Annotated in this window: 19 protein-coding genes and 2 rRNA genes; 16 read left to right on the top strand and 5 right to left on the bottom strand. The window is 39.8% G+C overall.

Features of this window, described 5'->3' with window-relative positions:
• The 6 genes from ERX29_RS04895 to tsaD all read left to right on the top strand — a co-directional run.
• Positions 1-190 (top strand): 23S ribosomal RNA (locus ERX29_RS04895); the annotation flags it as partial.
• Positions 191-280: 90 nt separating this feature from the next.
• A 5S ribosomal RNA gene (rrf, locus tag ERX29_RS04890) occupies positions 281-395 on the top strand.
• Positions 396-581: 186 nt separating this feature from the next.
• The gene (tsaE, locus tag ERX29_RS04885; RefSeq protein WP_133443575.1) at positions 582-1,043 is read left to right on the top strand and encodes a tRNA (adenosine(37)-N6)-threonylcarbamoyltransferase complex ATPase subunit type 1 TsaE; all 462 of its coding nucleotides are present in this window, start codon (positions 582-584) and stop codon (positions 1,041-1,043) included.
• Positions 1,024-1,689 carry a tRNA (adenosine(37)-N6)-threonylcarbamoyltransferase complex dimerization subunit type 1 TsaB gene (gene tsaB / locus ERX29_RS04880; protein ID WP_133443582.1) on the top strand — a complete coding sequence of 222 codons (666 nt, stop codon included), beginning with the start codon at positions 1,024-1,026 and terminating at the stop codon, positions 1,687-1,689. The genes tsaE and tsaB overlap by 20 nt, the downstream gene beginning before the upstream one ends.
• A gap of 11 nt (positions 1,690-1,700) precedes the next feature.
• Entirely contained in the window at positions 1,701-2,129 is a 429-nt protein-coding gene (gene rimI / locus ERX29_RS04875) for a ribosomal protein S18-alanine N-acetyltransferase (protein WP_133443581.1), read from the top strand.
• Positions 2,122-3,147: a tRNA (adenosine(37)-N6)-threonylcarbamoyltransferase complex transferase subunit TsaD gene (tsaD, locus tag ERX29_RS04870; protein WP_133443574.1), complete on the top strand. Its 1,026-nt coding sequence runs from the start codon at positions 2,122-2,124 to the stop codon at positions 3,145-3,147. The genes rimI and tsaD overlap by 8 nt, the downstream gene beginning before the upstream one ends.
• A 185-nt stretch (positions 3,148-3,332) precedes the next feature.
• Here tsaD and ERX29_RS04865 read toward each other — a convergent pair whose 3' ends face one another.
• Positions 3,333-5,255: an ABC-F family ATP-binding cassette domain-containing protein gene (locus ERX29_RS04865; RefSeq protein WP_133443573.1), complete on the bottom strand. Its 1,923-nt coding sequence runs from the start codon at positions 5,253-5,255 to the stop codon at positions 3,333-3,335.
• Positions 5,256-5,407: 152 nt separating this feature from the next.
• On the opposite strand from ERX29_RS04865, the gene ERX29_RS04860 reads away from it, so the two are divergent.
• From ERX29_RS04860 to ERX29_RS04845, 4 genes are all read left to right on the top strand, one after another.
• On the top strand, positions 5,408-6,040 hold the full coding sequence (locus ERX29_RS04860) for a redox-sensing transcriptional repressor Rex (RefSeq protein WP_133443572.1): 633 nt from the start codon (positions 5,408-5,410) through the stop codon (positions 6,038-6,040).
• Positions 6,041-6,051: 11 nt separating this feature from the next.
• Positions 6,052-6,252: a twin-arginine translocase TatA/TatE family subunit gene (gene tatA, locus ERX29_RS04855; RefSeq protein WP_133443571.1), complete on the top strand. Its 201-nt coding sequence runs from the start codon at positions 6,052-6,054 to the stop codon at positions 6,250-6,252.
• A gap of 56 nt (positions 6,253-6,308) precedes the next feature.
• A complete protein-coding gene (tatC, locus tag ERX29_RS04850) occupies positions 6,309-7,067 on the top strand; it encodes a twin-arginine translocase subunit TatC (RefSeq protein WP_133443570.1) in 759 nt (252 codons plus the stop codon).
• Between the two features lie 89 nt (positions 7,068-7,156).
• A complete protein-coding gene (locus ERX29_RS04845; RefSeq protein ID WP_133443569.1) occupies positions 7,157-8,638 on the top strand; it encodes a sucrose-6-phosphate hydrolase in 1,482 nt (493 codons plus the stop codon).
• A 69-nt stretch (positions 8,639-8,707) separates the two neighbouring features.
• Here the strand turns inward: ERX29_RS04845 and ERX29_RS04840 are convergent, their stop codons facing one another.
• Entirely contained in the window at positions 8,708-9,343 is a 636-nt protein-coding gene (locus ERX29_RS04840) for a nitroreductase family protein (protein ID WP_133443568.1), read from the bottom strand.
• Between the two features lie 44 nt (positions 9,344-9,387).
• A complete protein-coding gene (locus ERX29_RS04835; protein ID WP_133443567.1) occupies positions 9,388-10,239 on the bottom strand; it encodes a VOC family protein in 852 nt (283 codons plus the stop codon).
• Positions 10,240-10,468: 229 nt separating this feature from the next.
• Here ERX29_RS04835 and ERX29_RS04830 point away from each other — a divergent pair, with 229 nt between their 5' ends.
• Positions 10,469-11,332, top strand: a complete 864-nt coding sequence (locus tag ERX29_RS04830) for an LPXTG cell wall anchor domain-containing protein (protein WP_133443566.1) — start codon at positions 10,469-10,471, stop codon at positions 11,330-11,332.
• Positions 11,333-11,380: 48 nt separating this feature from the next.
• Here the strand turns inward: ERX29_RS04830 and ERX29_RS04825 are convergent, their stop codons facing one another.
• Positions 11,381-13,078: a M3 family oligoendopeptidase gene (locus ERX29_RS04825; protein WP_133443565.1), complete on the bottom strand. Its 1,698-nt coding sequence runs from the start codon at positions 13,076-13,078 to the stop codon at positions 11,381-11,383.
• A gap of 110 nt (positions 13,079-13,188) precedes the next feature.
• Between ERX29_RS04825 and ERX29_RS04820 the strand changes: the two genes are divergently transcribed.
• The gene (locus ERX29_RS04820; RefSeq protein ID WP_133443564.1) at positions 13,189-14,613 is read left to right on the top strand and encodes a phosphate--AMP phosphotransferase; all 1,425 of its coding nucleotides are present in this window, start codon (positions 13,189-13,191) and stop codon (positions 14,611-14,613) included.
• Between the two features lie 51 nt (positions 14,614-14,664).
• On the opposite strand, the gene mroQ is transcribed toward ERX29_RS04820, so the two are convergent.
• Complete coding sequence (gene mroQ / locus ERX29_RS04815) at positions 14,665-15,435, bottom strand: intramembrane glutamic endopeptidase MroQ (protein ID WP_133443563.1); 771 nt, start codon at positions 15,433-15,435, stop codon at positions 14,665-14,667.
• Between the two features lie 173 nt (positions 15,436-15,608).
• Here mroQ and groES point away from each other — a divergent pair, with 173 nt between their 5' ends.
• The 4 genes from groES to cas1 all read left to right on the top strand — a co-directional run bounded on the left by groES (position 15,609) and on the right by cas1 (position 22,763).
• On the top strand, positions 15,609-15,893 hold the full coding sequence (gene groES, locus ERX29_RS04810) for a co-chaperone GroES (protein ID WP_133443562.1): 285 nt from the start codon (positions 15,609-15,611) through the stop codon (positions 15,891-15,893).
• 52 nt (positions 15,894-15,945) lie between these two features.
• On the top strand, positions 15,946-17,571 hold the full coding sequence (groL, locus tag ERX29_RS04805; RefSeq protein ID WP_133443561.1) for a chaperonin GroEL: 1,626 nt from the start codon (positions 15,946-15,948) through the stop codon (positions 17,569-17,571).
• A 294-nt stretch (positions 17,572-17,865) separates the two neighbouring features.
• Positions 17,866-21,891: a type II CRISPR RNA-guided endonuclease Cas9 gene (gene cas9 / locus ERX29_RS04800; RefSeq protein ID WP_133443560.1), complete on the top strand. Its 4,026-nt coding sequence runs from the start codon at positions 17,866-17,868 to the stop codon at positions 21,889-21,891.
• Positions 21,888-22,763 (top strand): type II CRISPR-associated endonuclease Cas1, encoded by an 876-nt coding sequence (gene cas1 / locus ERX29_RS04795; RefSeq protein WP_133443559.1) that lies wholly within the window; start codon positions 21,888-21,890, stop codon positions 22,761-22,763. Before cas9 ends, cas1 begins: the two co-directional genes overlap by 4 nt.
• Positions 22,764-22,779: the final 16 nt, after the last annotated feature.

Raw genomic sequence — 22,779 nt, 5'->3', positions numbered from 1 at the left:
CGGCATAGCTGGGTAGCTATGTATGGACGGGATAAGTGCTGAAAGCATCTAAGCATGAAGCCCCCCTCAAGATGAGATTTCCCAACTTCGGTTATAAGATCCCTCAGAGATGATGAGGTCAATAGGTCTGAGGTGGAAGCACAGCGATGTGTGGAGCTGACAGATACTAATCGATCGAAGACTTAATCAATTTAAAGATTTTTCAGCTCGGCGAGCTGGTAAGGCTCCTTCTTCCTCCCGCTTATCTAGTTTTGAGGGTACATCCCTTCGATCCACCCTGTCTGGTGACGATGGCAGAGAGGTCACACCTGTTCCCATACCGAACACAGAAGTTAAGCTCTCGAGCGCCGATGGTAGTTGGACTGACGTCCCGCGAGAGTAGGACGTTGCCGGGCAAAAACATATGCGATGAGCCGCACCGAGACCTGTCAGGTCTCTTTTTTTTGCGTTCTTTTGCCGGCTTCACAGAGCAGCCGGCATTTTTGTTATAATGGATGTATTTCTTAAACCAGGTGTTTTGTGAAGATGTTGCCACCATATAGATGTTACAATGAATATTATTAATTAACGTAGGTGAAGTGATGAAACTGATTATTAACTCTTTAGAACAAATGAATCAATTAGCTGGTCGTCTTGCTGATCTTGCTCAGCCTGAAGATGTTTACCTTCTTAAAGGAGACCTTGGAGCAGGCAAGACAACGTTCAGTCAGTTTTTTGGTAAGGCTCTTGGTGTAACTAAAACAATTAACTCTCCAACATTCACTATTATCAAGTCTTATAGCGGACGTATTCCTTTTCATCATATGGACTGTTATAGATTAGAAGATGGTGATGAGGATCTTGGGTTTGACGATTACTTCTATAGCGAAGGGGTAACGCTTGTAGAATGGCCGCAGATGATTGAAGATTTCCTGCCATCTAATTATTTAACATTGATGATTGAGAGGATATCAGATGATTCACGACAAGTGACAGTGACGGCACAGGGTGAGCACTACGAAAAATTACTGGAGGCATTGGATGATGAAGTTACTTCATATTGATACAGCTAATCAGCCATTATCAGTAAGTGTCAGCGATGATATAGAAGTACTGGCTGAATTCAACAGTGCAAAAAAAATTAATCATTCTATGACGTTAATGCCGGCGATAGAACATGTCATGAACTATGCTGGACTTGAAATGAATGAGCTGGACGGCATTGTTGTGAGTAAGGGGCCGGGGTCATATACAGGGCTTAGAATTGGTGTGACTGTCGCTAAGACACTCGCATATACGCTGGGTATTCCACTATATGCAGCGTCATCTTTAAAAGCGCTCGCTGCAACAGTGAGGATGCATGAATTTCTGCTCGTGCCTGTCATCGATGCAAGGCGAAATGCGGTATACGCAGGTATTTACCGCTATAAGGGTGTCAAGGTTGAAACGATAAAAGAAGACAGTTACATGACTATTGACGAATTGAACAATTATTTGAAGAATCAGCATTTCCCTTATTTATTCCTTGGTATGGATGCAGTTAAGCTCGAGAATCAATTGAAAGGGTCAAACTTTTACTGTATACCGAGAAGTGTAGAAATGCGGCGATTGATTGATACAGAGCACGACTCAGTCGATGTTCATTCATTTGAACCGACTTATTTAAGAATCTCGGAGGCTGAACGCAATTGGCTGAACAATCAGGACTGACTATTAGAAAAATGACTGTTCAGGATGTTCCGACAGTCTTTGAAATAGAACAAAAGAGCTTTCCGTCCGGCTCGTGGACACTGGATGCCTTTTATCACGAACTTGAGAAGAATGAGTTCAGTCATTATTTTGTCATGACACTCGATGACCGGGTGATTGGTTATCTCGGGTCATGGATTGTCATTGATCAGGCACAGATTACTACAATCGCTATCGATGAAGCACTTCGAGGCTTTGGTTACGGTCAGCTGCTCCTTGAATATGTCATGAACTATGCACAGACGACTTGTGAAATGATGAGTCTTGAAGTACGCGAAGAAAATATGGCAGCACGACATGTCTACGAAAAATTAGGATTTTCGTATGGTGGTTTGAGAAAAGATTACTACGGCGCGGGCCAGGATGCGAAAGTCATGTGGGTGAGGTTAAGAAATGAATGATATAACGATTCTTGCAGTAGAAACAAGCTGTGACGAGACCGCGGTCAGTGTTGTCAGAAATGGCCGTGAAGTACTGAGCAGCAGTGTCAACAGTCAGATTGAATCACATAAACGCTTCGGTGGAGTAGTTCCTGAAATTGCGAGCCGGCATCACGTTGAGAATATGACACGGGTCATTGATGATGCTTTGAAAAACGCGCATGTGACGATGGATGATATCGATGCGGTTGCTGTCACAGAAGGGCCGGGTCTGATCGGTGCACTGCTTGTCGGTATCAATGCTGCAAAGGCGCTGGCAATGAGCCATAATAAGCCGTTAATTCCTGTCCATCATATAGCGGGTCATATTTATGCGAATCATATTGTAGAGCCACTGAAGTTCCCGCTGCTCGCACTTATTGTATCAGGTGGTCATACAGAACTTGTAGTGATGCAGAATCATCTAGACTTTGAAGTAATCGGTGAGACACGTGATGATGCAGTAGGTGAAGCTTATGACAAGGTGGCCCGGACCATTAATCTTCCGTATCCAGGCGGTCCTGAAGTCGATCGTCTGGCGACTGAAGGAAATGATACATTGAATTTCCCGAGACCTATTCTGGAAGGCTATGACTTTAGTTTCAGCGGCTTGAAAAGTGCAGTTATCAATACGCTGCACAATAAACGGCAAAAAGGAGAAACAGTGAATCCGGCTGATGTTGCAGCAAGCTTCCAGGCAAGCGTTATTGACGTTCTCTGCAAAAAGACATTAGCTGCGCTTGAATCTTATCATATTAACGAACTGATTGTCTGCGGTGGTGTTGCAGCAAACAGCGGCCTGCGCGGCAGATTAAAGAAAGAAACTGCAGCACGCGGCATCCAGCTGCATATTCCTCCTTTGGCGCTATGTACAGATAACGCAGCGATGATTGGGGCAGCAGCATATTTTCTTTTTCAGCAGCAGCATTTTGCTGATTACAGTTTGAATGGTAGAAGTACAATAGAATTAAATATAAATGCGGATGATTTAGATAAATAGAACATATGTACCTGTACACAAGTTGTTAACATATTGTGGATAAGTTTTTGCTGATAAATCATTTTACACTAAAATAGAAGGATGGAATTATCATTTTTCTGTGGATAACTAGAATAACAATATGAATAACTATTAATACCGTGTTTTAATTGTGGATAACTCTGTGAACAAAAAAGAACCGGAAATTAGTCCGTTTCTTCTAAATTTGCTTCTAGTTCTGCCCATTGTTCCATCAATTCTTCCAGTTGTGCTTGAGCTGTGACCAGTTGTTGATGGAGTTCATAACTTTTTTGACTATCATTGAATACATCAGGAAGAGTCAGTGTCTGCTCAATTTCTGATATTAATTCCTCTTTTGCTGCTACATCTTCTTCCAGCTGCTGTAGCGCTCGTTCCATCTTGCGGCGTTCTTTACGTGCCTGCTTATTATCTTCATAGCTAGTTGTTCTTGTGATGGGCAGCTGTTCTTGCTGATCATAAGCTTCGTGCGCAGCGCGTTCTTCTTCCTTTTCGGTGAAGTACGTATAGTCCCCGAGAAACAGTGCTGATCCTTCAGCCGTGATATTGAGTACTTTAGTGGCAATCCGATTGATGAAGTAGCGGTCGTGTGATACGAACAGGACAGTACCGGGATAATGGATCAGCGCTTCTTCCAGTATTTCTTTGGCATCAATATCAAGGTGGTTGGTCGGTTCATCAAGAATTAGCACATTGTTGTTCTCAAGACTCAGTTTAGCAAGCTGGAGCCGTGCTTTCTCACCGCCTGACAGATCGTTGATTGCTTTTTTGACATCATCCTGTACAAATAGGAAGCGTCCCAGCACAGCACGAACATCTTTCTCCGGCATTGTCGGGTAATACTGCCACAGTTCTTCAAGGACAGTGTTTGAGGAACTGAACTCTGCTTGTTTCTGGTCGTAATAACCGATGGAGACATTAGCTCCGTATTTGACTTCACCGCTTAAAGCGGGCAGTCGCTTAGCAATAGTCTTGATCAATGTTGTCTTACCGATACCGTTTGGACCGATGACGGCAATGGCATCCTGTTTCTTTACATCGAACGATACAGGAGCAGTAATCGGCATTGTGTAGCCGACTTCAAGATCCGCCGCGCTTAACACATCATTACCCGATTCCCGTTCTATATTGAAGTTTAAGTTAACAGAATGGTCATCGAGCTTCGGCGCCTCAATACGCACCATCTTCTCGAGAATTTTACGGCGGCTTTTTGCCATCCCGGAAGTTGATGCCCGGGTGATGTTTTTCTGGACAAACGTTTCTAGACGCTCAATTTCTGCCTGCTGACGTTCGTATTCCGCTGTCATTTTGTCGTAAAATGCATCGCGCTCTGCAATGAACTTTGAATAGTTACCGACATACTTCGTAACGCGTCCAAGTGCCACATCATAGACTGCGCCCACGACTTTATCGAGAAAGTAGCGGTCATGGGAAATAACGATAATAGCACCTTTATAAGTCAGTAAATAATTTTCCAGCCATGCCGTAGTTTCCATATCCAGATGGTTGGTCGGTTCATCGAGCAGCAGAAGATCAGGTTGCTGCAGCAGCATCTCAGCGAGTGCGAGACGCGTCTTCTGACCACCGGAGAAGTAGTCAATCTTCTGGTTGAAATCTTCTTCCTTGAAGTTCAGACCCGTGAGAACGGTTTTAATTTTATGCTCGAACGTATAGCCGTCTTGTGCTTCAAAAGCTGCCTGCAGTTTCTCGTATTCTGTGAGCTTATTCTTATATTCATCACTATCAGCCTGACTGCTGTTGTTACCTAAATAATTAGCTATACCTGCAAGCTTTCTTTCCATATCGACTAAGTGCTGAAATGGCTTCATCATCGCTTCATAGACTGTTCCTTCGGCATTAAGCGTCATCTGCTGAGTTAAATAGCCAATGCGGATATTTTTTGCAAGCATTAAATGTCCGTTTTCGTAGCTTTCCACACCTGCTAAAATTTTCATCAATGTGGTTTTGCCGGCACCATTTCTGCCGACGATGGCGACGCGGTCGTGAGTTTTTATTTCGAATTTTACATCGGCGAACAATGTGTCGCCGGAAAATGATTTTGATAGTTGACTTGCCTGTAAAAGAATCATGATTTCACCTCTACTTTATTCTACATGAATAACGATTAAGAAGGAATGTGTTATTCATGTCACATAACTTTCACATAGTAAACATAACTACGACATGGTATAATAAAGTGCTGTGAATTATATCACAATACATTAGAAACTGGGTGATTGGGATGTCGAAAGAAGAGATAAAAATTCCTAAGGCCACCCTGAAACGATTACCGCTTTATTATCGATTCGTGGACACATTATATAACTCGAATGTCGACCGCGTCTCATCCAAGGAATTAAGTGAAGGTCTGCAGATCGACTCAGCGACCATCAGACGGGATTTTTCGTATTTCGGAGAACTCGGCAAGAAAGGGTACGGCTATAATGTTTCGTATCTGCTTAATTTCTTTAAGACGACGCTGCAGCAGGACATGATAACAAAGGTGGCAATTATCGGGGTGGGTAACCTCGGTACTGCTTTAGTGAACTACAACTTCACTGTAAGCGACCGGATGAAGATTGCAGCAGCATTTGATACGAATCCTGAAGTCATCGGCAGGCATATCGGGAGAATTGAGGTCCAGGATATTGAACATTTTGAAGAAGTTATTAAAAAGCAGGACATTCAGATAGTTATTCTGACTGTGCCGGGTGCTGCTGCTCAGTCGTTAGCAAATCGGGTGACAAAAGCAGGAATTAAAGGTATATTAAACTTTACACCGGAACGTTTAACTGTACCTTCAAGTGTTCATGTTCATCATATTGATCTCGGCATTGAGTTACAGTCTTTAATATTCTTTATGAAAAATCATTAGGAGGAAGAAATATGTTCTTAATTACTACTTTAGGGTTTGCTTCAGGACCAGTTCTCTTATTCCTTGGTGTCATCGCCTTGATTATATTCGGACCTAAGAAGCTGCCTGAATTCGGTCGTGCGATGGGCTCATCACTGAAAGAGTTCAAGGATGCGACAGACGGCATTATGAAAGACCACGACAAAGAAGATAACAATGACGTTCGTAAATAATAAGTTGAAGACGGCAGCTTGTTGCCGTTTTTTTTATGAGGAGGGAAATACCTCAAATGAATAAAGATGATTTAACGATAGTAGAACATCTGGAAGAACTGAGAAAGCGGCTGATGATCATCGCCTACTTCCTGGCTGGGGGCGTCATGATCGGTTTCTTCTTCGGTAAACGCGTGACCAAGTTTTTGACGAAAGATGACGTCCCGAAGGAAATCGCCTTGAACTACTTCAAAGTGACTGATCCTTTGACCATCTATATTACAGTCATCATGCTGATTGCAGTCATAATTATCTCACCGGTCATTCTGTATCAATTATGGGCATTTGTATCACCTGGTCTGCACCCGAAAGAACGAAAGGTGACACTGAGCTACATTCCGATCAGTATCGTACTGTTTCTCATCGGTCTGACGTTCAGCTATTTCATCATCTTTCCTTACATGATTCACTTCACACTCGGTCTGGCTGCTGAGATGGGGGTTAATCAGATGATCGGTGTCAGGGAATACTTCAACGAACTATTGAAGTTCACGATTCCATTCGGCTTTGTCTTCCAGCTGCCTATACTGCTGTTATTTCTGACAAGACTCGGCATCATCTCGCCAAAATTTCTGAAGAAGAATCGGAAATATGCGTATTTTGGTCTGATGGTCATCGCCGCTATCATTGCACCGCCTGACGTGATGACTTATATTATCTTCGTCCTACCGATGATTGTGCTTTATGAAGTGAGCATACAAATCAGTAAGATCGGTTACAGACAATATTTAAAGGCCGAGCAGCAGCAGCTTGAGGAAGAATTAAATAAAGACTGAACCATCTCGGACAGCGGGATGGTTTTTTTGACTCTTCGTGCTAAAATTAAATTATGAATATATGTGTATAAGAAATGAGGACATCATCAATGGAATGGACGAGAGACATGCGTTACAGAAAAATGGCGGAAGTAGCTGATGATGAATATCTGCAGCTGCTTGAGCAGACTGATAAATCCCCGTGGCGTCAGCACTTTCATATACAGCCACCGACTGGACTGATGAATGACCCGAACGGCTTTGTCTATTATAACGGTGAATACCACTTGTTCTATCAGTGGTTCCCGCTCGGTGCAGTTCATGGGGTCAAATACTGGTACCATTTGACGTCAAAGGATCTAGTGACATTCACCCCACATGGCATAGCATTAGCACCTGATACGGAATATGACTCCCACGGTGCGTACAGCGGCTCAGGGATTGTCGTGGACGGCGAACTAAATCTTGTTTATACCGGCAATCATCGCACAGCAGACTGGGAGCGCATTCCTTATCAGCTGGTAGCAGTGCTGGATGCAAAAGGAGATTTCATCAAACGGGAACAACCAATCATCAGAGGACCAGAGGAAGGTTATACAGAGCATTTCAGAGATCCGAAAGTATGGTATGACAACGGTATTTATTATGCTGTCATGGGGGCGCAGCGTCATGACGAAACCGGGACAATTGTCGTCTATCGCTCAAAGAATTTTAAGGATTGGGAGTTCATCTTCGAACTTAAGACAGCCTATACAAATTTCGGCTATATGTGGGAGTGTCCGGACTATTTTGAACTGGACGATCATGACGTTGTATTGTTCTGTCCGCAAGGTATTGAAGCATCTGGCGATCAGTTTCAGAATATTTATCAATCCGGCTACTTAATCGGTTCGCTTAATAAATCGACGTTTGAAATGACGCACGGGGAGTTCACTGAACTCGATAACGGCTTTGACTTCTATGCGCCGCAGACGACAGTAGATAAAGACGGCAGACGAATTCTGTTCGGCTGGATGGGGCTGCCGGATACAGACTATCCGACTGATCAATACAACTGGGCCCACTGTCTGACGATTCCTCGCGAGTTGACTGTTGAGGACGGAAGATTACGTCAGCGACCCCTGAAAGCATGGGAATCGCGCCGCGGTGAAGTCGAAACAGCTGAAGGTTATGCGATGAAGCATAATATCAAGCTGCATCCGTATGAAGGGTCCTGCTATGAACTGATTGTCGACATATTGGAGAATGAATCGACGGAGTTCTATATAGAACTCCGTGTATCGAAGAAAGAGTCGACACTGTTAATCTATAACAAACAGGAAAGACGTTTTACGCTCGACCGATCAGAAAGTGGACAGCTTTGCCAGGAAGTAAACGGAACGACACGTTCTGTAGTGCTGGACAGCGATTTGAAGCAACTTCAGATTTTTATGGACGAGTCGAGTATCGAAATCTTTTTGAATGACGGTGAACGAGTAATGACGTCGCGAATATTCCCGTCTGATGACGCACGAGGAATCAGAACTTCGACAGAATCAGGGCAAGTGTATTTCAAATTTACCAAATATGATTTTCAGGAAAAACAGTACTAAAGATAAAATAATTGTCATCAATGCAAAAGAGCCGCTCATCAATTTTTGAGCGGCTCTTTAACGTAATTATTATTTTTTAATGATCAGTCGGTTTTCAACGGTTGCGATTTCTTTCGGACCTGGTTCAGAACCGATTGTACCGAATGGCATCTGAGCAATTAGTTTCCATGTTTTTGGCAGACTGAATGTTTCGTAGACCTGCTCATCGATCACGCCATCATAATGCTGTAGCGACGCGCCTAGGCCTTTAACAGCAAATGCTGTCCAGATCGCGTATTGATGCATAGCGTTAGTATGTTCGCTCCACACTGGAAATTTTTCGGCATAAGCCGGTGCTTTTTCCTGAAGTCCTTTGACGACCCCTGTGTCTTCAAAGAATAGTACAGTTCCGTAACCCGCTTTAAAGCTGTTCATTTTCTGTTCAGTCTCTGAAAAGTCTCTGTCCGGCCCCATTAATTCTTTTAATGCATCTCTAGTCAGATCCCATAGCTGCTTGTGGTTATCATTTAGTAATAATACAACACGTGTACTTTGTGAATTGAACGCAGAAGGAACAAATTTAACTGCTTCAGTTAAGATTTTTTCAATTTCAGTATCTGAAATCGGTGATTTCGGTTCAAGATGATAGACTGAACGTCTTTTTTCCATTGCACCTTCTAAATGTTTGTATTCCTGCTTGTCTTCTTTTTTGTTAAATAAACCCATGATTATCTCTCCCTGTTTTATAATTGTTTAAAACTACTTATTGATTACTTTTTATACATGACCCGAATACCAATGCCGTTCGGATCTCTTACTATCTCTGAATTCCCGTCTCGTTCAGTAGTTAAGCCTAATTCAGTCAATTTCTTTTTAAAATGTTCGAAATCTTCGATATTAGGGAAATTAATCTCGTGCTTTCGAAGTCCTGGATCAGTCAGCTCAGCTGAAGTAGCCGCACCTCCCCAAGTGTTTAAACCGAGATGATGGTGGTAACCTCCCGCGCTCATGAAGGCCGCCTGTGCACCGTACAACGTCATAATGTCGAGGCCGAAGACGTCTTCATAAAATTTAATAGTCTGCGGCAGCTCTTTCACCGATAAATGCACGTGACCCATTACCGTGTCAGGATGAAGTCCTTCAAATGGTCTGCCGTCCTTTGAATCCAGCACACCTTGAAAATCCATCTCAACAGTTGCCATGTTAATGTAGCCGGTCGCTTCATAAGTCCATTCTTCAGAAGGAACATCGCGATATATTTCAATGCCGTTACCTTCTGGATCCTGCAGATAAAGCGCTTCTGAAACGTAGTGATCACTTGCCCCGCTTAATGGATACTGTGTATTGATCAGATGCTGGAACACATTCCCGAGTTCTGTGCGGGAAGGAACGAGAAATGCCATATGATACAGTCCGGCCTGCCGATCTTTACGCTCAGTCTTTGTTTCGTAAAGGTAGAGGAGCGGACGTTCTCCTATGCCGAGTACAGTGTATTCAGCGTTACGTTCGAGAACGTTTAGACCGATAATATCGCTGTAAAATCGAATCGAATTATCTAAAAAATTGACGTTCAAATGTACTGCACCCATATGAGTGGTATTGCTAAAATATTTAGTCTCCATAGTAACTCCTTAGTATATAAGTTATACTTGATATATTTATTATACTTTATCATTTCATTAATGTAAAGTAAATAATATGATGAATTCTATAAAAATGATTTTAAATTGCAAAAAAGATATTTCATTAATATATATATTATTAAGAGTAGGTAACAATCTTCCTTCTTCGTAGCAATCAAGTATGTTTTCTTATATAATTGAAATTAACCATTAACTGGAGGAATCGTAAATGCATAAGTTTAAATATAGTATTTGTCTAACAGTGCTTTTAACTGGTGCGCTGGTGAGTTCAACAACTTATGCTGCAGAATCAGAAAAAAACACAACATCTAGTGATAGTATCGAGATCGTTTCTACTGAAATTGCAACAGTTGAAGATAAGAGTACAGATAATATCGAAATTGTTTCACCTGAAATCCCAGTAACAGAACCAGAAGAAGAAAATGTACCTTCAACTCCGGTAGAACAAAAACCAGTAGAACAAAAACCAGTAGAACAAAAACCAGAACCGAAACCAGATGTAGAATCAAAGCCGCTGCCAAAAGTACCTCAGTTACCAGCTGAGACTCCTGCCACGCCGCCTTCAGTAGAACAGCCGCCTGCAATAGAACAGCCGACTGTCGAAATACCTCAGACAGAACAACCGACTGTCGAGCAGCCGACTATTGAGTATCCAACGACAGAACAGCCGCCCGTACAAAGTGAGCCGCCTGTTGTGCCATCAGAACCGTCAGTGCCATCAGTACCTGAGCAGCCGGCACCAACCAACCCAGAATCATCAGAAAATACGACCCAACTGCTTCCTAGTGACACTTACAGTGAAATTAAGGCTGGAAAATTCTCTCCTCATAAAGGTGAAAAGTATTACCTTGCACTTGATGAGAAAGTAAATAAACTGGTCACTCAGAAAGTTGATAAAGCTGAAGTGAAAAAAGCTAAAGCTATGATGAAAAAGAGTGACAAGCAGCATCTTAAAAAACCGAAAAAGATGAAAAGCCTTCCTGATACAGGAGAGCATACAGATATACTGCTGACTGGATTCAGCCTGTTACTAATCGGACTTTTCTTCCTGCGTAAAACATCGGTTCACTAAAAAACAATAGACGCGAGATCAGGAATCATCCTGGTCCCGCGTCTTTTTTTAAAACTGTGAATCATCGATACCACTGATATAGTCTTCCAGATAGGCAACAATTTCCTTCAATGTACCTTCTTCAAATGGTGATTTCAGATGCGCTTCCTTAACTAATGCGTTAAAAGGCAGTGAGCCGCCGAGCTGACATAGATGTAAATAATCCTGCCATGCAGCATCGAAGTCTTCACGGCTGCGTTTAAAGAACTGGAACGCACACACTTGAGCAAGTGTATAGTCGATGTAGTAGAACGGTGAACTGAATACATGTCCCTGACGGTGCCAGAGCGAGCCTTCAGCGAGAGGATAAATGCCGTCATAGTCACGATGAGGCAAATATTTATGTTCAAGTTCAGTCCATACTTGTCGCCGTTCTTCAGGTGTCATCTCCGGACGTTCGTAGACACGATGCTGAAATTCGTCGATGGCCACGCCATATGGCAGGAACTGAACGGCATCACCGATATGCTTGTATTTGAATTTGTCAGCGTTGTTAAAGAACAAATCTAGCCATGGGTAAGTGAAGAACTCCATACTCATGGAATGAATTTCACAAGACTCATGCGTCGGCCATAAGTAATCAGGTACTTCAAGCTCGCGTGAAGAATACACTTGGAAAGCGTGTCCTGCTTCGTGAGTCAGTACGGTAATGTCATGATCTGTCGTATTGAAGTTTGCAAAGATGAATGGTGCGTTGTAGTTATCGATAAATGTACAGTAACCACCCGCTTCCTTACCTTTCTTTGCCTCAACATCAAAGAGCTCGCGCGCCATCATGAATTTATAAAATTCACCTGTTTCAGGACTCAACTCTTCATACATTTTACGACCGTTTTCGAGGATTACTGATGGTGTATCTTTCGGATTTTCATTACCGCTTAAAAAGAGAATCGATTCATCATAATATTTCAGTTGGTCGACTCCGATGCGCTTAGCCTGTCTGTCGTAAAGCTTTGTCGCAAGAGGAACAACTTCATCTTTGATCTGCTGACGATAGCTGCTGACCATTGCCTGATCGTAGTCAATGCGCTGCATACGCATATAACCCAGCTCAATGAAGTTCTCGAATCCTAATTTCTGAGCGATCTCGTGACGGACTTTAACAAGACGGTCATAAATATCGTCAAAATTTTTCATGTGCGCACTCATAAATTCCTGGACTTTAAGAGTGGCTTCTTTACGGACGGCACGGTCAGTGGACTGAGTATAAGGTGCCATCTGAGCTAAGTTCAGAAATTTACCGTCGTATTCGAGTTCAGCACTGGCAATCAATTTTGAGTATTCGCTGCTGATCTTGTTTTCCTCGTTGATCAAGTCTTTGACGTCGTCAGAATATGAATTGACGATATTATAAGCAAGACTGAATAGTTGCGACCCAAGCTTATCTTCGAGCGTTTCTTTAAACGGACTTGTCGTCAACGCCTTAAAATAATCAGCTTCAAGTGCTGCGAGCTCTGCTGCATGGTTATCGAAGTAATCACGTTCAGCTGAATAGAATTCGTCATTTGTATCAATAGAGGCGCGAATCATCGCGAGTGAATAATTGGTGTTGATGTCATTACGGATACGGTTCAGTTCTTTGATTACTTCCATCTGTGCTTCCGCTGAATCAGCAGCGGAGAACTTTTCAAGCAGCAAATCAAATTTCTGTTTTGTTTCGTCCAGATCCGGACGTGCGTATACATAATCTTTAAAAGTTGTCGTCATATCAATTCTCCTTTTCCTTTGTTGACTTAATATTACAATATTCATTCGAATTTTGAAATATATTTCAGAAGGTGTAATATGATATTATTGAACGAAAAGGGGATGACGTAATGACGAAGATTAAAGAAGATTTAATGCTTAAAACCGCAGAGCTTGTCCGATTGACACACGAGGCGAAAATTCCTGTCATGATTCTGTTTGAAGGAGTGGCAGCTTCAGGCAAGTCACGCCTTGCCAATGAACTGCTGCTTGCACTTGATGCGAAGTATACACAGTTTTATGCGACGAAGACACCGACCACTGAAGATTTGCGTCTGCCATTTTTATATCCGTATTGGAAGAACTTGCCTGCAAGAGGAGAGGTCACGATTTATTTCCGCAGCTGGTATGCGAGTATGCTGGACTACGAGGAACATGGCTTGAAGAAGGAAGTTTATAAGGACTACAAAGTACTGCTGGAAGAAATTGAAGTATTCGAAAATCTCCTCATTAATGATGGATACGAAATTATCAAATTCAATGTAGAAATCAGTGAAAAGAAACGTAAGGAACATATAGAAAAGACGAAAGAAAACCCGTTGACACGCTGGAAAGCGGAAGAGTTCGAACATGCGATTCCTAAAGAAACTTATCTTGATGGCATGAAAAAACTCGTTAAAGCGACAGATGCAATTTCACCGTGGACAATCATCAATTACAGTGAACGGAATCAGGCTATCAACGATATGTACGAAGTGATTATCGAGCGTCTGGAAGCAGCACTGAAAAAACAGAAGAAAAAGAAGAAGCAACCAGCTGATGGTAAGTTCACTAAAAACTTTACAACAGACCTGTTTGTTGATACAGAAGACGACATGTCTAAAAAAGATTATAAGAAGATACTTCCTGAACTGCAGGACCGCATGAGAGAAATTCAGTATGCACTCTATGAGAAGAAAGTCCCGCTCATTCTCGTCTATGAAGGGATGGATGCGGCTGGTAAAGGCGGGAACATCAAACGCGTCCGCGAAAGTCTTGATCCGACAGGATACGAAGTGAATGCGATATCAGCACCGACTGAAACAGAGCTCAGCTATCCTTATTTATGGCGTTTTGCAGTCGACCTTCCAAGAACAGGGCATATAGAAATCTTTGACCGCAGCTGGTATGGACGTGTTCTTGTAGAACGTGTCGAAGGATTTGCAAGTACTGATGAGTGGCAGCGTGCTTATGAGGAGATTAAGGATTTTGAGAAGAGTCTGCTTATTGAAGGAGCGATTGTCATTAAGTTCTTCCTTGTGCTGGATAAGGACGAGCAGTTGAAGCGGTTTGAGGAGCGTCAGAATACACCTGACAAACAGTGGAAGATTACAGATGAAGACTGGCGGAACCGCGAGAAATGGGATATTTATCTTGAAGCGAGCAAGGACATGATCGACAAGACATCAACAGAAGATGCCCCGTGGGTCATCATTCCTGCCAACAACAAAAAAGCAGCGCGTATTAAGGCGCTAAAGACCATTATTGAGCATTGTGAAAAGCGGCTCAACATATAAATATAAATGTATATTAAAATGACGTCATGGCAGATGCCGTGACGTCATTTTTTAATACAGTATATGTTTTACAGCTGTCCAGATGAACTGGGTAGAAAGCTTTGCTTTTTCAGCTGCCTTTTCAATCTGGTCACTGAAGCCGAGCTGAATCAGGACGACGAATGAATTCATCGCCATATGTGCAACAATCGGTACAATGATGCGCCGCGTCGCTACATATAGCCCGGCAAAGACAAATGCCATCCCCATGTAGATCAGTGTATGGTCAAAATCATTATGAGCAGCTGAGAAGATAAAGCCGCTGATGGCGCCCGCTATAATAAACGCCGCCCATCTTGGTAACTTGATGAGCTCGTACAGTTCGCCGAAAATGACTTTGCGGAAGACGAACTCTTCTAAAATCGGGCCGACAATAGCGATGAGAATAATGAATATCGGAAATTGTCTAGCGACTTCCAGAATATCAGTCGTGTTCTGACTTTCGATTGGCTGTTTAAATATATAGACATTAATCATATTCATGATCATCTGTGCGAACAATGCGAGGAACAATCCTGCAATCATCCAAGTAATCGTATAGCGCCAGCTTTCCTTACGAGAGCGTTCAAGCGTCGTTTCGTTGATGATAGCCCGGTTGACGAAATAGACCAGAATAGACGCGACGATGAATCCTCCGACAAGAAATGGGATGGTTCTCGCGAATAATTCATCCTGCGTCAAACCGGCATTTCTATATAAAAGCACAGGAATGAGTGATGACAGTTGTGAAGCGGCATAGAGAAGGACAATTAAAATATTGACCCAGATACGTTTGATTTTCATGATATACTCCTTTAATTCAAGCTACTGTCTTATTGTACATTATATTTAGATAACCGTAAAAAATAATACAGCAAAATCATTGCTTTTTTGACCTTCTTTGATTATTATTTAATTGTTAGCACTTTACGTGAAAGAGTGCTAGGTCATTTTATATAATCTGAGGAGGAAGTATCGTGTTAAAACCATTAGGTAATCGTATCGTAGTTGAAAAGACTGAAAAAGAACAGACAACAGCAAGTGGCATCATCTTGACTGACTCAGCAAAAGAAAAGTCAAATGAAGGAACAATCGTTGCTGTAGGACCTGGACGCTTACTTGATAACGGGACACGTGCTGAAATGGAAGTTTCAGTCGGCGACCGCATCGTGTATTCTCAGTTTGGTGGTACTGAAGTGAAGCTTGGTGAAGACAAGTACTTAGTACTATCTGAAGACGACATCCTGGCAATCGTAGAATAACTATAAATGAATTTCTAAATATACTGACTATCAAATAGGAGGATTTATTGGAATGGCTAAAGAAATCAAATTTTCAGAAGATGCAAGACGTTCAATGCTGGCAGGTGTGGATAAATTAGCGAATGCCGTTAAAGTGACTTTAGGACCTAAAGGACGTAACGTCGTGCTCGATAAAAAATTTGTTGCACCTCTTATCACAAATGACGGTGTGACAATCGCGAAAGAAATTGAACTTGAAGATCCATACGAAAATATGGGTGCGAAACTCGTGGCAGAAGTAGCGAACAAAACAAATGAAATCGCTGGGGACGGTACAACTACAGCGACAGTCCTTGCACAGGCGATGATTCAGGAAGGCCTGAAAAACGTCACAAGTGGAGCCAATCCGGTCGGCATCCGTCAAGGAATCGACAAAGCAGTGACAGTAGCGCTCGAAGAATTAAAATCAATCTCTAAAGAAGTATCAAGCAAAGAAGAGATTGCGCAAGTCGGGGCCATTTCAGCAGCAGACGAAGAAATCGGTCAGTTCATCTCTGAAGCGATGGAGAAAGTCGGTAACGACGGTGTCATCACCATCGAGGAGTCTAAAGGCTTTAAAACAGAACTTGAAGTCGTAGAAGGTATGCAGTTTGACCGTGGTTATGCATCTCCTTATATGGTGACAGATTCAGAGAAGATGGTTGCAGACTTAGAAAATCCATTCATTCTGATCACTGATAAGAAAATCTCATCATTCCAGGACATTCTGCCAGTCTTAGAGCAAATCGTTCAGACATCACGTCCGTTACTGATTGTCGCTGAAGATGTAGAAGGCGATGCGCTGACTAATATCGTACTGAACCGCTTACGTGGTACATTCACAGCAGTGGCAGTGAAAGCACCAGGATTCGGTGACCGTCGTAAGGCAATGCTTGAAGACCTTGCGATTCTGACAGGTGGACAAGTGATTACAGACGACCTTGGCCTTGAACTGAAAGAAACAACAGTCGACATGCTGGGTACAGCAGCAAGAGTACATGTCACTAAAGATGATACAACGATTGTTGAAGGTAAAGGCGATTCAAATAACATCGATGCACGCGTTGGACAATTGAAATCACAGATCGAAGAGACTACATCAGAATTCGATAAAGAAAAATTACAGGAACGCTTAGCGAAACTTGCAGGTGGCGTTGCAGTCATTAAAGTCGGTGCAGCAACAGAGACGGAACTTAAAGAACGTAAACTCCGTATCGAAGATGCACTGAACTCAACACGTGCAGCAGTAGAAGAAGGAATCGTTGCAGGTGGCGGTACAGCATTAGTATCCATCTACAATAAAGTCGCTGAAATCGAAGCAGCAGGAGACGTCGCAACAGGCGTGAAAATTGTACTGAAAGCACTAGAAGCACCAATTCGTCAAATCGCTGAGAACGCAGGACTTGAAGGTTCAGTCATCGTTGAAAAAATAAAACATGCTGATACAGGTGTCGGTTACAACGCAGCAACAGACGAGTGGGTCAATATGATTGAAGCGGGAATCGTTGATCCAACAAAAGTAACACGTTCAGCATTACAAAATGCAGCATCAGTTGCAGCGATGTTCTTAACAACAGAAGCAGTCGTTGCAGAAATTCCGGAAAAAGAAGCACCAATGCCAGATATGGGCGGCATGGGCGGAATGCCAGGGATGATGTAAGACAAAAAGGCAGCACTTTCCAGTTAATTCTGGGAAGTGTTTTTTTGTCATTTTATAATAAATAAAAAACCTCACTGATACAGTGAGGTGTTGGTATGAGTACCACTTTTACGCTTTAAGCTTATTTTAACTTATCTATGATCTTTTAGAATGAAGTGAAGTACTTCTAAAATTATTATAACAAATTTTTTTAATAAATCTACTATTAAATTTATTTATAATATTCAAAAAATATAGTGTGCATTATATAATGGTAATGATATATTTACATTATTAAACAAAGGAGATGAATGTATGGTAAATAGAAAATCCTCATATATTCTTAGTTTAGACATTGGTACTGCAAGTGTAGGCTATTCAGCAATGGATTATCAATTTAATATATTGAAATATCATAACAAAGATGCAATTGGAGTTCTTACATTTGAATCTGCAAATACTGCAATGGAGAGACGTCTTCAAAGGGGAGCAAGAAGGAGATATAATCGCCGAATAAAACGACTAGGTTTACTCCAGGAGGTGTTGGTACCTCTTGTCAAAAATCCTAACTTCTATAAATATGAAAAAATTTCACAATGGAAAAATATTAATCATGACTTTCAGGGTAAGTCTTTAACAGAAGTGCTGAAGTATTTAGGGGAAAATGAAAGAGAATACCCAACAATCTATCATTTGCAAAATGCTATCCTCAATGAAAAAAAGAAATTTGATCCTGAATTAATATATATAGCTTTATATCATCTCGTTAAATATCGTGGTCATTTCTTGTTCGATCAACTGGATTTAAGTCAAAGAACTGGTAATGAAGGAGTCAATGATTTAAAAGAATTAATCGAAAGTTTTGAAACATTGAACGAAATAAATTTAAAGATTGATGACTCTGAATTAGAAAAATTTTATAAGATATTGAAGCAAGATGAATCGACGCGTAATGATCGCTGGAAACAATTAAGCAAGTTACATAAGGCTCTATCAGAAGTATTTAGAATGTTATTAGGGATGACTTTTAAAGAATTTGGATTGTTTGTAGGTATGGAGAACTATGAAGAACTCAAAGAAGAAAAGAAATCTTATACATTAACCGGAGATTTTACAGAATCGATGAGTGAACAACTGACGCAGGAACAGCGTGATTTTATTGACCTTGGTAATAAGGTCTATATGTCGTTGGTTTTAGAAGAGATTTTAAAAAATGCGGCATGTATTTCAGAATCTAAGGTCAATGATTACAATAGATTTAAAGAAGAACTGAAAAATGTTAAGGACATCATTTATAAAAAAGATAAGACTAAAAAATTATTCACTGATATCTTTGTATCTTCTAAGGAAGCCATTAGAAACTATGAAGAGTTGCCAAATGACGAGAACTATAAAAAATTATGTCTATTTGATAGATACTTAAAGCATCCAAAAACTAAATATGAAGAATTGAAAAAGGAACTGAAAAAGCATATTGATGATAATCATCCATATAGTCAAAAACTTGAGGAAGATAAGCTTTTAAGAGTATTGAATACAGTTGATAATTCAAGTATACCTATGCAAAATAATTTATATGAAGCAGAAATTATTTTAAAGAATCAGCAACAATATCATAAAGAGATTACAGATGAAATGATCGGTAAAGTTTTAAGTCTCATTAGATTCAGAATTCCTTATTATGTAGGTCCTTTGGTCAAACAATCAGATAATCAGAAATTTGGATGGATGGTAAGAGAAAGTAACGAGAGAATCACACCCTGGAATTTCGATAAGATCATTAATCGTTCTGTTAGTGCAGAAAAGTTCATCCGGAAAATGACGAATAAATGCACATATTTAATAAATGAAGATGTATTGCCGAAACACAGCTTGCTGTATCAAGAAATGGAAGTATTAAATGAATTGAATGGTATCCAGATTAGACCGGAAAATGCCGCAAAGCACAAAAAGTATCGACTGGAATCAAACATAAAGAAATATGTATTCGATGAAATATTTAAGAAAAACAAAACTGTGACACATAAGACTTTGCTAGATAAGATGAAAAAAACAGAACACCGTTTACATTTTTATTCGGTTGATGAGAAGTTAAAAATATTTGGTACACAAGACGAGACTAAGTTTACTTCTAAGCTTTCAACTTACCAGGATATGAATAGAATTATTGGGGATATAGAAGGAAATTATGAAATGATTGAAGAACTTGTATTATGGATTACTATTTTTGAAGACAAAAAAATATTGGCCGAAAAAATTGAAAAAAGTTATCCAGAGCTTACGAAAAACCAAGTAGAAGCCTTGAAGAAACTTAATTACTCAGGATGGGGAAGAGTAAGCAGCAGACTTTTAAACACGGATTATAGAGGTCATTCAGTCATTAATTTACTTAGAAGAACAGATCAGAACTTCATGGAGATCATTACAAGCAAAGATTATGGATTTAAAGATTTTATAGCTGATGAAAACCATATAGAACATCAGCTGGTACGTTACAATGATGTAGCGGCGCTTGCAACTTCTCCGGCACTAAAAAAAGGAATTTGGAATACACTTGAGATAGTCAGGGAATTAGTTTCAATATTTGGAGAACCATCTGAAATAGTCATGGAGTTTGCGAGAGAAGACGGTGAAAAAGGTAAGAAACAAAAATCAAGAAAGCAGATTTGGGAAGACACTATAAAGAATAACGGTTTAAATTCAATTGACGAATACAAAATGGTGATAGAAGAAGCAGCTGGAACTGACTTTAACTTTAAAGAAGACAAATTGTGGCTATATCTTTCACAGAATGGTAAATGTATGTACACTGGTCAGCGAATTGATATTGATAAATTGATGGCTGATAAGGGAAATCATTTATATGAGACAGATCATATATATCCACAGCGCTTACTGAAAGATGACAGTATTAATAATAAAGTACTTGTATTAAAAACAGCGAATCAGCACAAATCAGGTGACGCTCTACCGCTTGAGAAGATGGCTGAAAATAATAAAGGAGCTATGATCAGCTACTGGAAGAAATTGAATGATAATGGCCTTATCAGTAGTAGTAAGCTGTCTAAGTTGATGAAACCTACATTAACTGAACTTGATAAAGAAGGATTTATACAGAGACAGCTTATAGAGACAAGACAAATTTCATCACACGTGAGAGATTTCTTAATAGAAGAATATCCAAAAACGAAAGTAATTTCAATGAAATCACGCTTTGTAAGTGATTTTAGAAAGAAATTTGAAATCCCAAAAATCCGAGAATTAAATGACAGTCATCATGCTGTGGATGCCTATTTGAATGGCGTGGTTTATCAAGCTGGAAGAGTATTATACCCAACAACAGACTTTTTTGATTTTAACTTTAAGCGTGAAAAAGTAATTGAAAAGTGGAAAGCAATGGGAGAAGATTTAAACCAGAAGCAAAAAAAGGATGATTTCTTTTTCTTGAAAGGCATAGAAAATCTTGAACTATCACCCGGAGAATTTTTAATATCAAAAATTAAAATGGACATTGATCGTTTTAAATTTAATTATGTCAGAAAAACAGGAGCTCAAGAAAGCGCTTTTTATAAACAACAAGCATTTTCTCCTAAAGTAAATAAAGCAAAATATGATTCAGAAAAAACTAGTTTTGCTATATATAAAGAAATGAAAGTACTTAAGTCTCACGCCATATTCTATAAAGAAAAAAATAAAAAAGGGAAAATCAATGGAAGATATAGCATCATAGACGAATTAGTTATTGAAAGTTATCAAAATAAAAATTTATCAGAGCATGATTTAGCGTTTTACTTAGCAAAACGAGATTCTAAAAATGAGGTTGTAGAAGCAAAATATTTATTTGAAGTTAATAAAGGGAATTTAATCTACTTAAATGGACATCCCTGTTATTTTGTATCAAGTGGTGAAGTTATTAACGGTAAACAATTTGAATTAACCATTGATGAACAGCTTCGTTTAAAAAATTCATTAAGTGATTATTCTAAACTAAATGCTGAAGAAATGAATGGTCTTTACAAAAAAATAGCTGAAAAAATGATAACAGATTATCCACATCTCTTACCGAAAAAAAATTCAGAGCAGAAAAAAGAAAAAATAATGGATTATTTTGAAACGACTGAGATGACGTTAGAAGATTACCAAAAATGTATGAAAGAAGTCTTTAAAGTAGTAGGAGCAAATGCTGGTCGGTCCGATTACTTAGGAGGTAGAATGAATAGTTTGTCTGACACAACATTTTTTGGTAAAGAGCAAAAAGCTAAAATTCAATATCAATCTATTACTGGACTAAGATCTACAAAACCTAAGTCGTTATTTAAATTAGCGGAGTCAATGAAATGAGTTTTCGTACAGTAGTGATTACAAAGGAGTCTAAACTTTCATTAAGGATGAATCACCTTGTTGTGAAATCAGATACTTTAGCACAAATCCCTATTGGAGAAATTTCTTGTTTAATTATTGAAAATCCGAACATTATAATTACAGGTCATTTAATGAATGCACTTACTGAAAATAAGATAATGACTATCATTTGTGGTAAAAATCATTTGCCACAAACTTTCCTTCAGGCAGTATATGGTCATCACCGTCAGTCTAGATTGATTGAGCAGCAATTTGGTTGGCAAAAAAATTATAAAGAACGACTCTGGCAGTTAATTATTCAAAAGAAAATCGCCAATCAAAAACAACTATTAAACCATTATTATAGACAATTAAATTTAACGATATTTGATGAATATATTGATGATACAGAACTAGGCGACTATTCAAATAGAGAAGGACACGCAGCTAAAGTATATTTCAATTTATTCTTTAGCAATGAAATCACACGTGATACTGAACATGCTAAAAATGCCGCATTAGATTATGGTTATCAAATTCTCATGGCCATATTTGCGAGAACAATTGTCAGTAAAGGATACCTAACTGAAATAGGAATCAAACATAGAAACGAGTTTAATCTATACAATCTTGCTTCTGATTTAATGGAAGTCATGCGACCACTTATTGATTCAACAGTGTTAAAAGTAATTGATGACCAGTTTGAAAAAGAAGAAAAGCGAAAAATTGCAAATGTCTTAAATCAAAAAGTAGTAATAAATAATAAGATGTACTATTTAGTCAATGCCATTGAGATTTATGTTGAAAGTGTATTTAAATATTTATCAACTGGAAATGAGAAATATATTAAATTTCCAAGTTGGAAGTATTAAAGGGGATATACATGGA

The organism is Macrococcus lamae, assembly GCF_004359545.1.
Lineage (GTDB): Bacteria > Bacillota > Bacilli > Staphylococcales > Staphylococcaceae > Macrococcus > Macrococcus lamae.
This window is presented reverse-complemented; position numbering and strand designations above follow the sequence as displayed.

Bases quoted from the DNA above. Each gene is read 5' to 3' on its own strand.
- tsaE (WP_133443575.1), top strand. From the start codon at position 582: ATGAAACTGATTATTAACTCTTTAGAACAAATGAATCAATTAGCTGGT.
- cas1 (WP_133443559.1), top strand. From the start codon at position 21,888: ATGAGTTTTCGTACAGTAGTGATTACAAAGGAGTCTAAACTTTCATTA.
- tatC (WP_133443570.1), top strand. From the start codon at position 6,309: ATGAATAAAGATGATTTAACGATAGTAGAACATCTGGAAGAACTGAGA.
- ERX29_RS04845 (WP_133443569.1), top strand. From the start codon at position 7,157: ATGGAATGGACGAGAGACATGCGTTACAGAAAAATGGCGGAAGTAGCT.
- ERX29_RS04840 (WP_133443568.1), bottom strand. From the start codon at position 9,343: ATGGGTTTATTTAACAAAAAAGAAGACAAGCAGGAATACAAACATTTA.
- ERX29_RS04825 (WP_133443565.1), bottom strand. From the start codon at position 13,078: ATGACGACAACTTTTAAAGATTATGTATACGCACGTCCGGATCTGGAC.
- ERX29_RS04860 (WP_133443572.1), top strand. From the start codon at position 5,408: ATGTCGAAAGAAGAGATAAAAATTCCTAAGGCCACCCTGAAACGATTA.
- tsaB (WP_133443582.1), top strand. From the start codon at position 1,024: ATGAAGTTACTTCATATTGATACAGCTAATCAGCCATTATCAGTAAGT.
- cas9 (WP_133443560.1), top strand. From the start codon at position 17,866: ATGGTAAATAGAAAATCCTCATATATTCTTAGTTTAGACATTGGTACT.
- ERX29_RS04820 (WP_133443564.1), top strand. From the start codon at position 13,189: ATGACGAAGATTAAAGAAGATTTAATGCTTAAAACCGCAGAGCTTGTC.
- mroQ (WP_133443563.1), bottom strand. From the start codon at position 15,435: ATGAAAATCAAACGTATCTGGGTCAATATTTTAATTGTCCTTCTCTAT.
- rimI (WP_133443581.1), top strand. From the start codon at position 1,701: ATGACTGTTCAGGATGTTCCGACAGTCTTTGAAATAGAACAAAAGAGC.
- ERX29_RS04835 (WP_133443567.1), bottom strand. From the start codon at position 10,239: ATGGAGACTAAATATTTTAGCAATACCACTCATATGGGTGCAGTACAT.
- tsaD (WP_133443574.1), top strand. From the start codon at position 2,122: ATGAATGATATAACGATTCTTGCAGTAGAAACAAGCTGTGACGAGACC.
- groL (WP_133443561.1), top strand. From the start codon at position 15,946: ATGGCTAAAGAAATCAAATTTTCAGAAGATGCAAGACGTTCAATGCTG.
- tatA (WP_133443571.1), top strand. From the start codon at position 6,052: ATGTTCTTAATTACTACTTTAGGGTTTGCTTCAGGACCAGTTCTCTTA.
- ERX29_RS04830 (WP_133443566.1), top strand. From the start codon at position 10,469: ATGCATAAGTTTAAATATAGTATTTGTCTAACAGTGCTTTTAACTGGT.
- ERX29_RS04865 (WP_133443573.1), bottom strand. From the start codon at position 5,255: ATGATTCTTTTACAGGCAAGTCAACTATCAAAATCATTTTCCGGCGAC.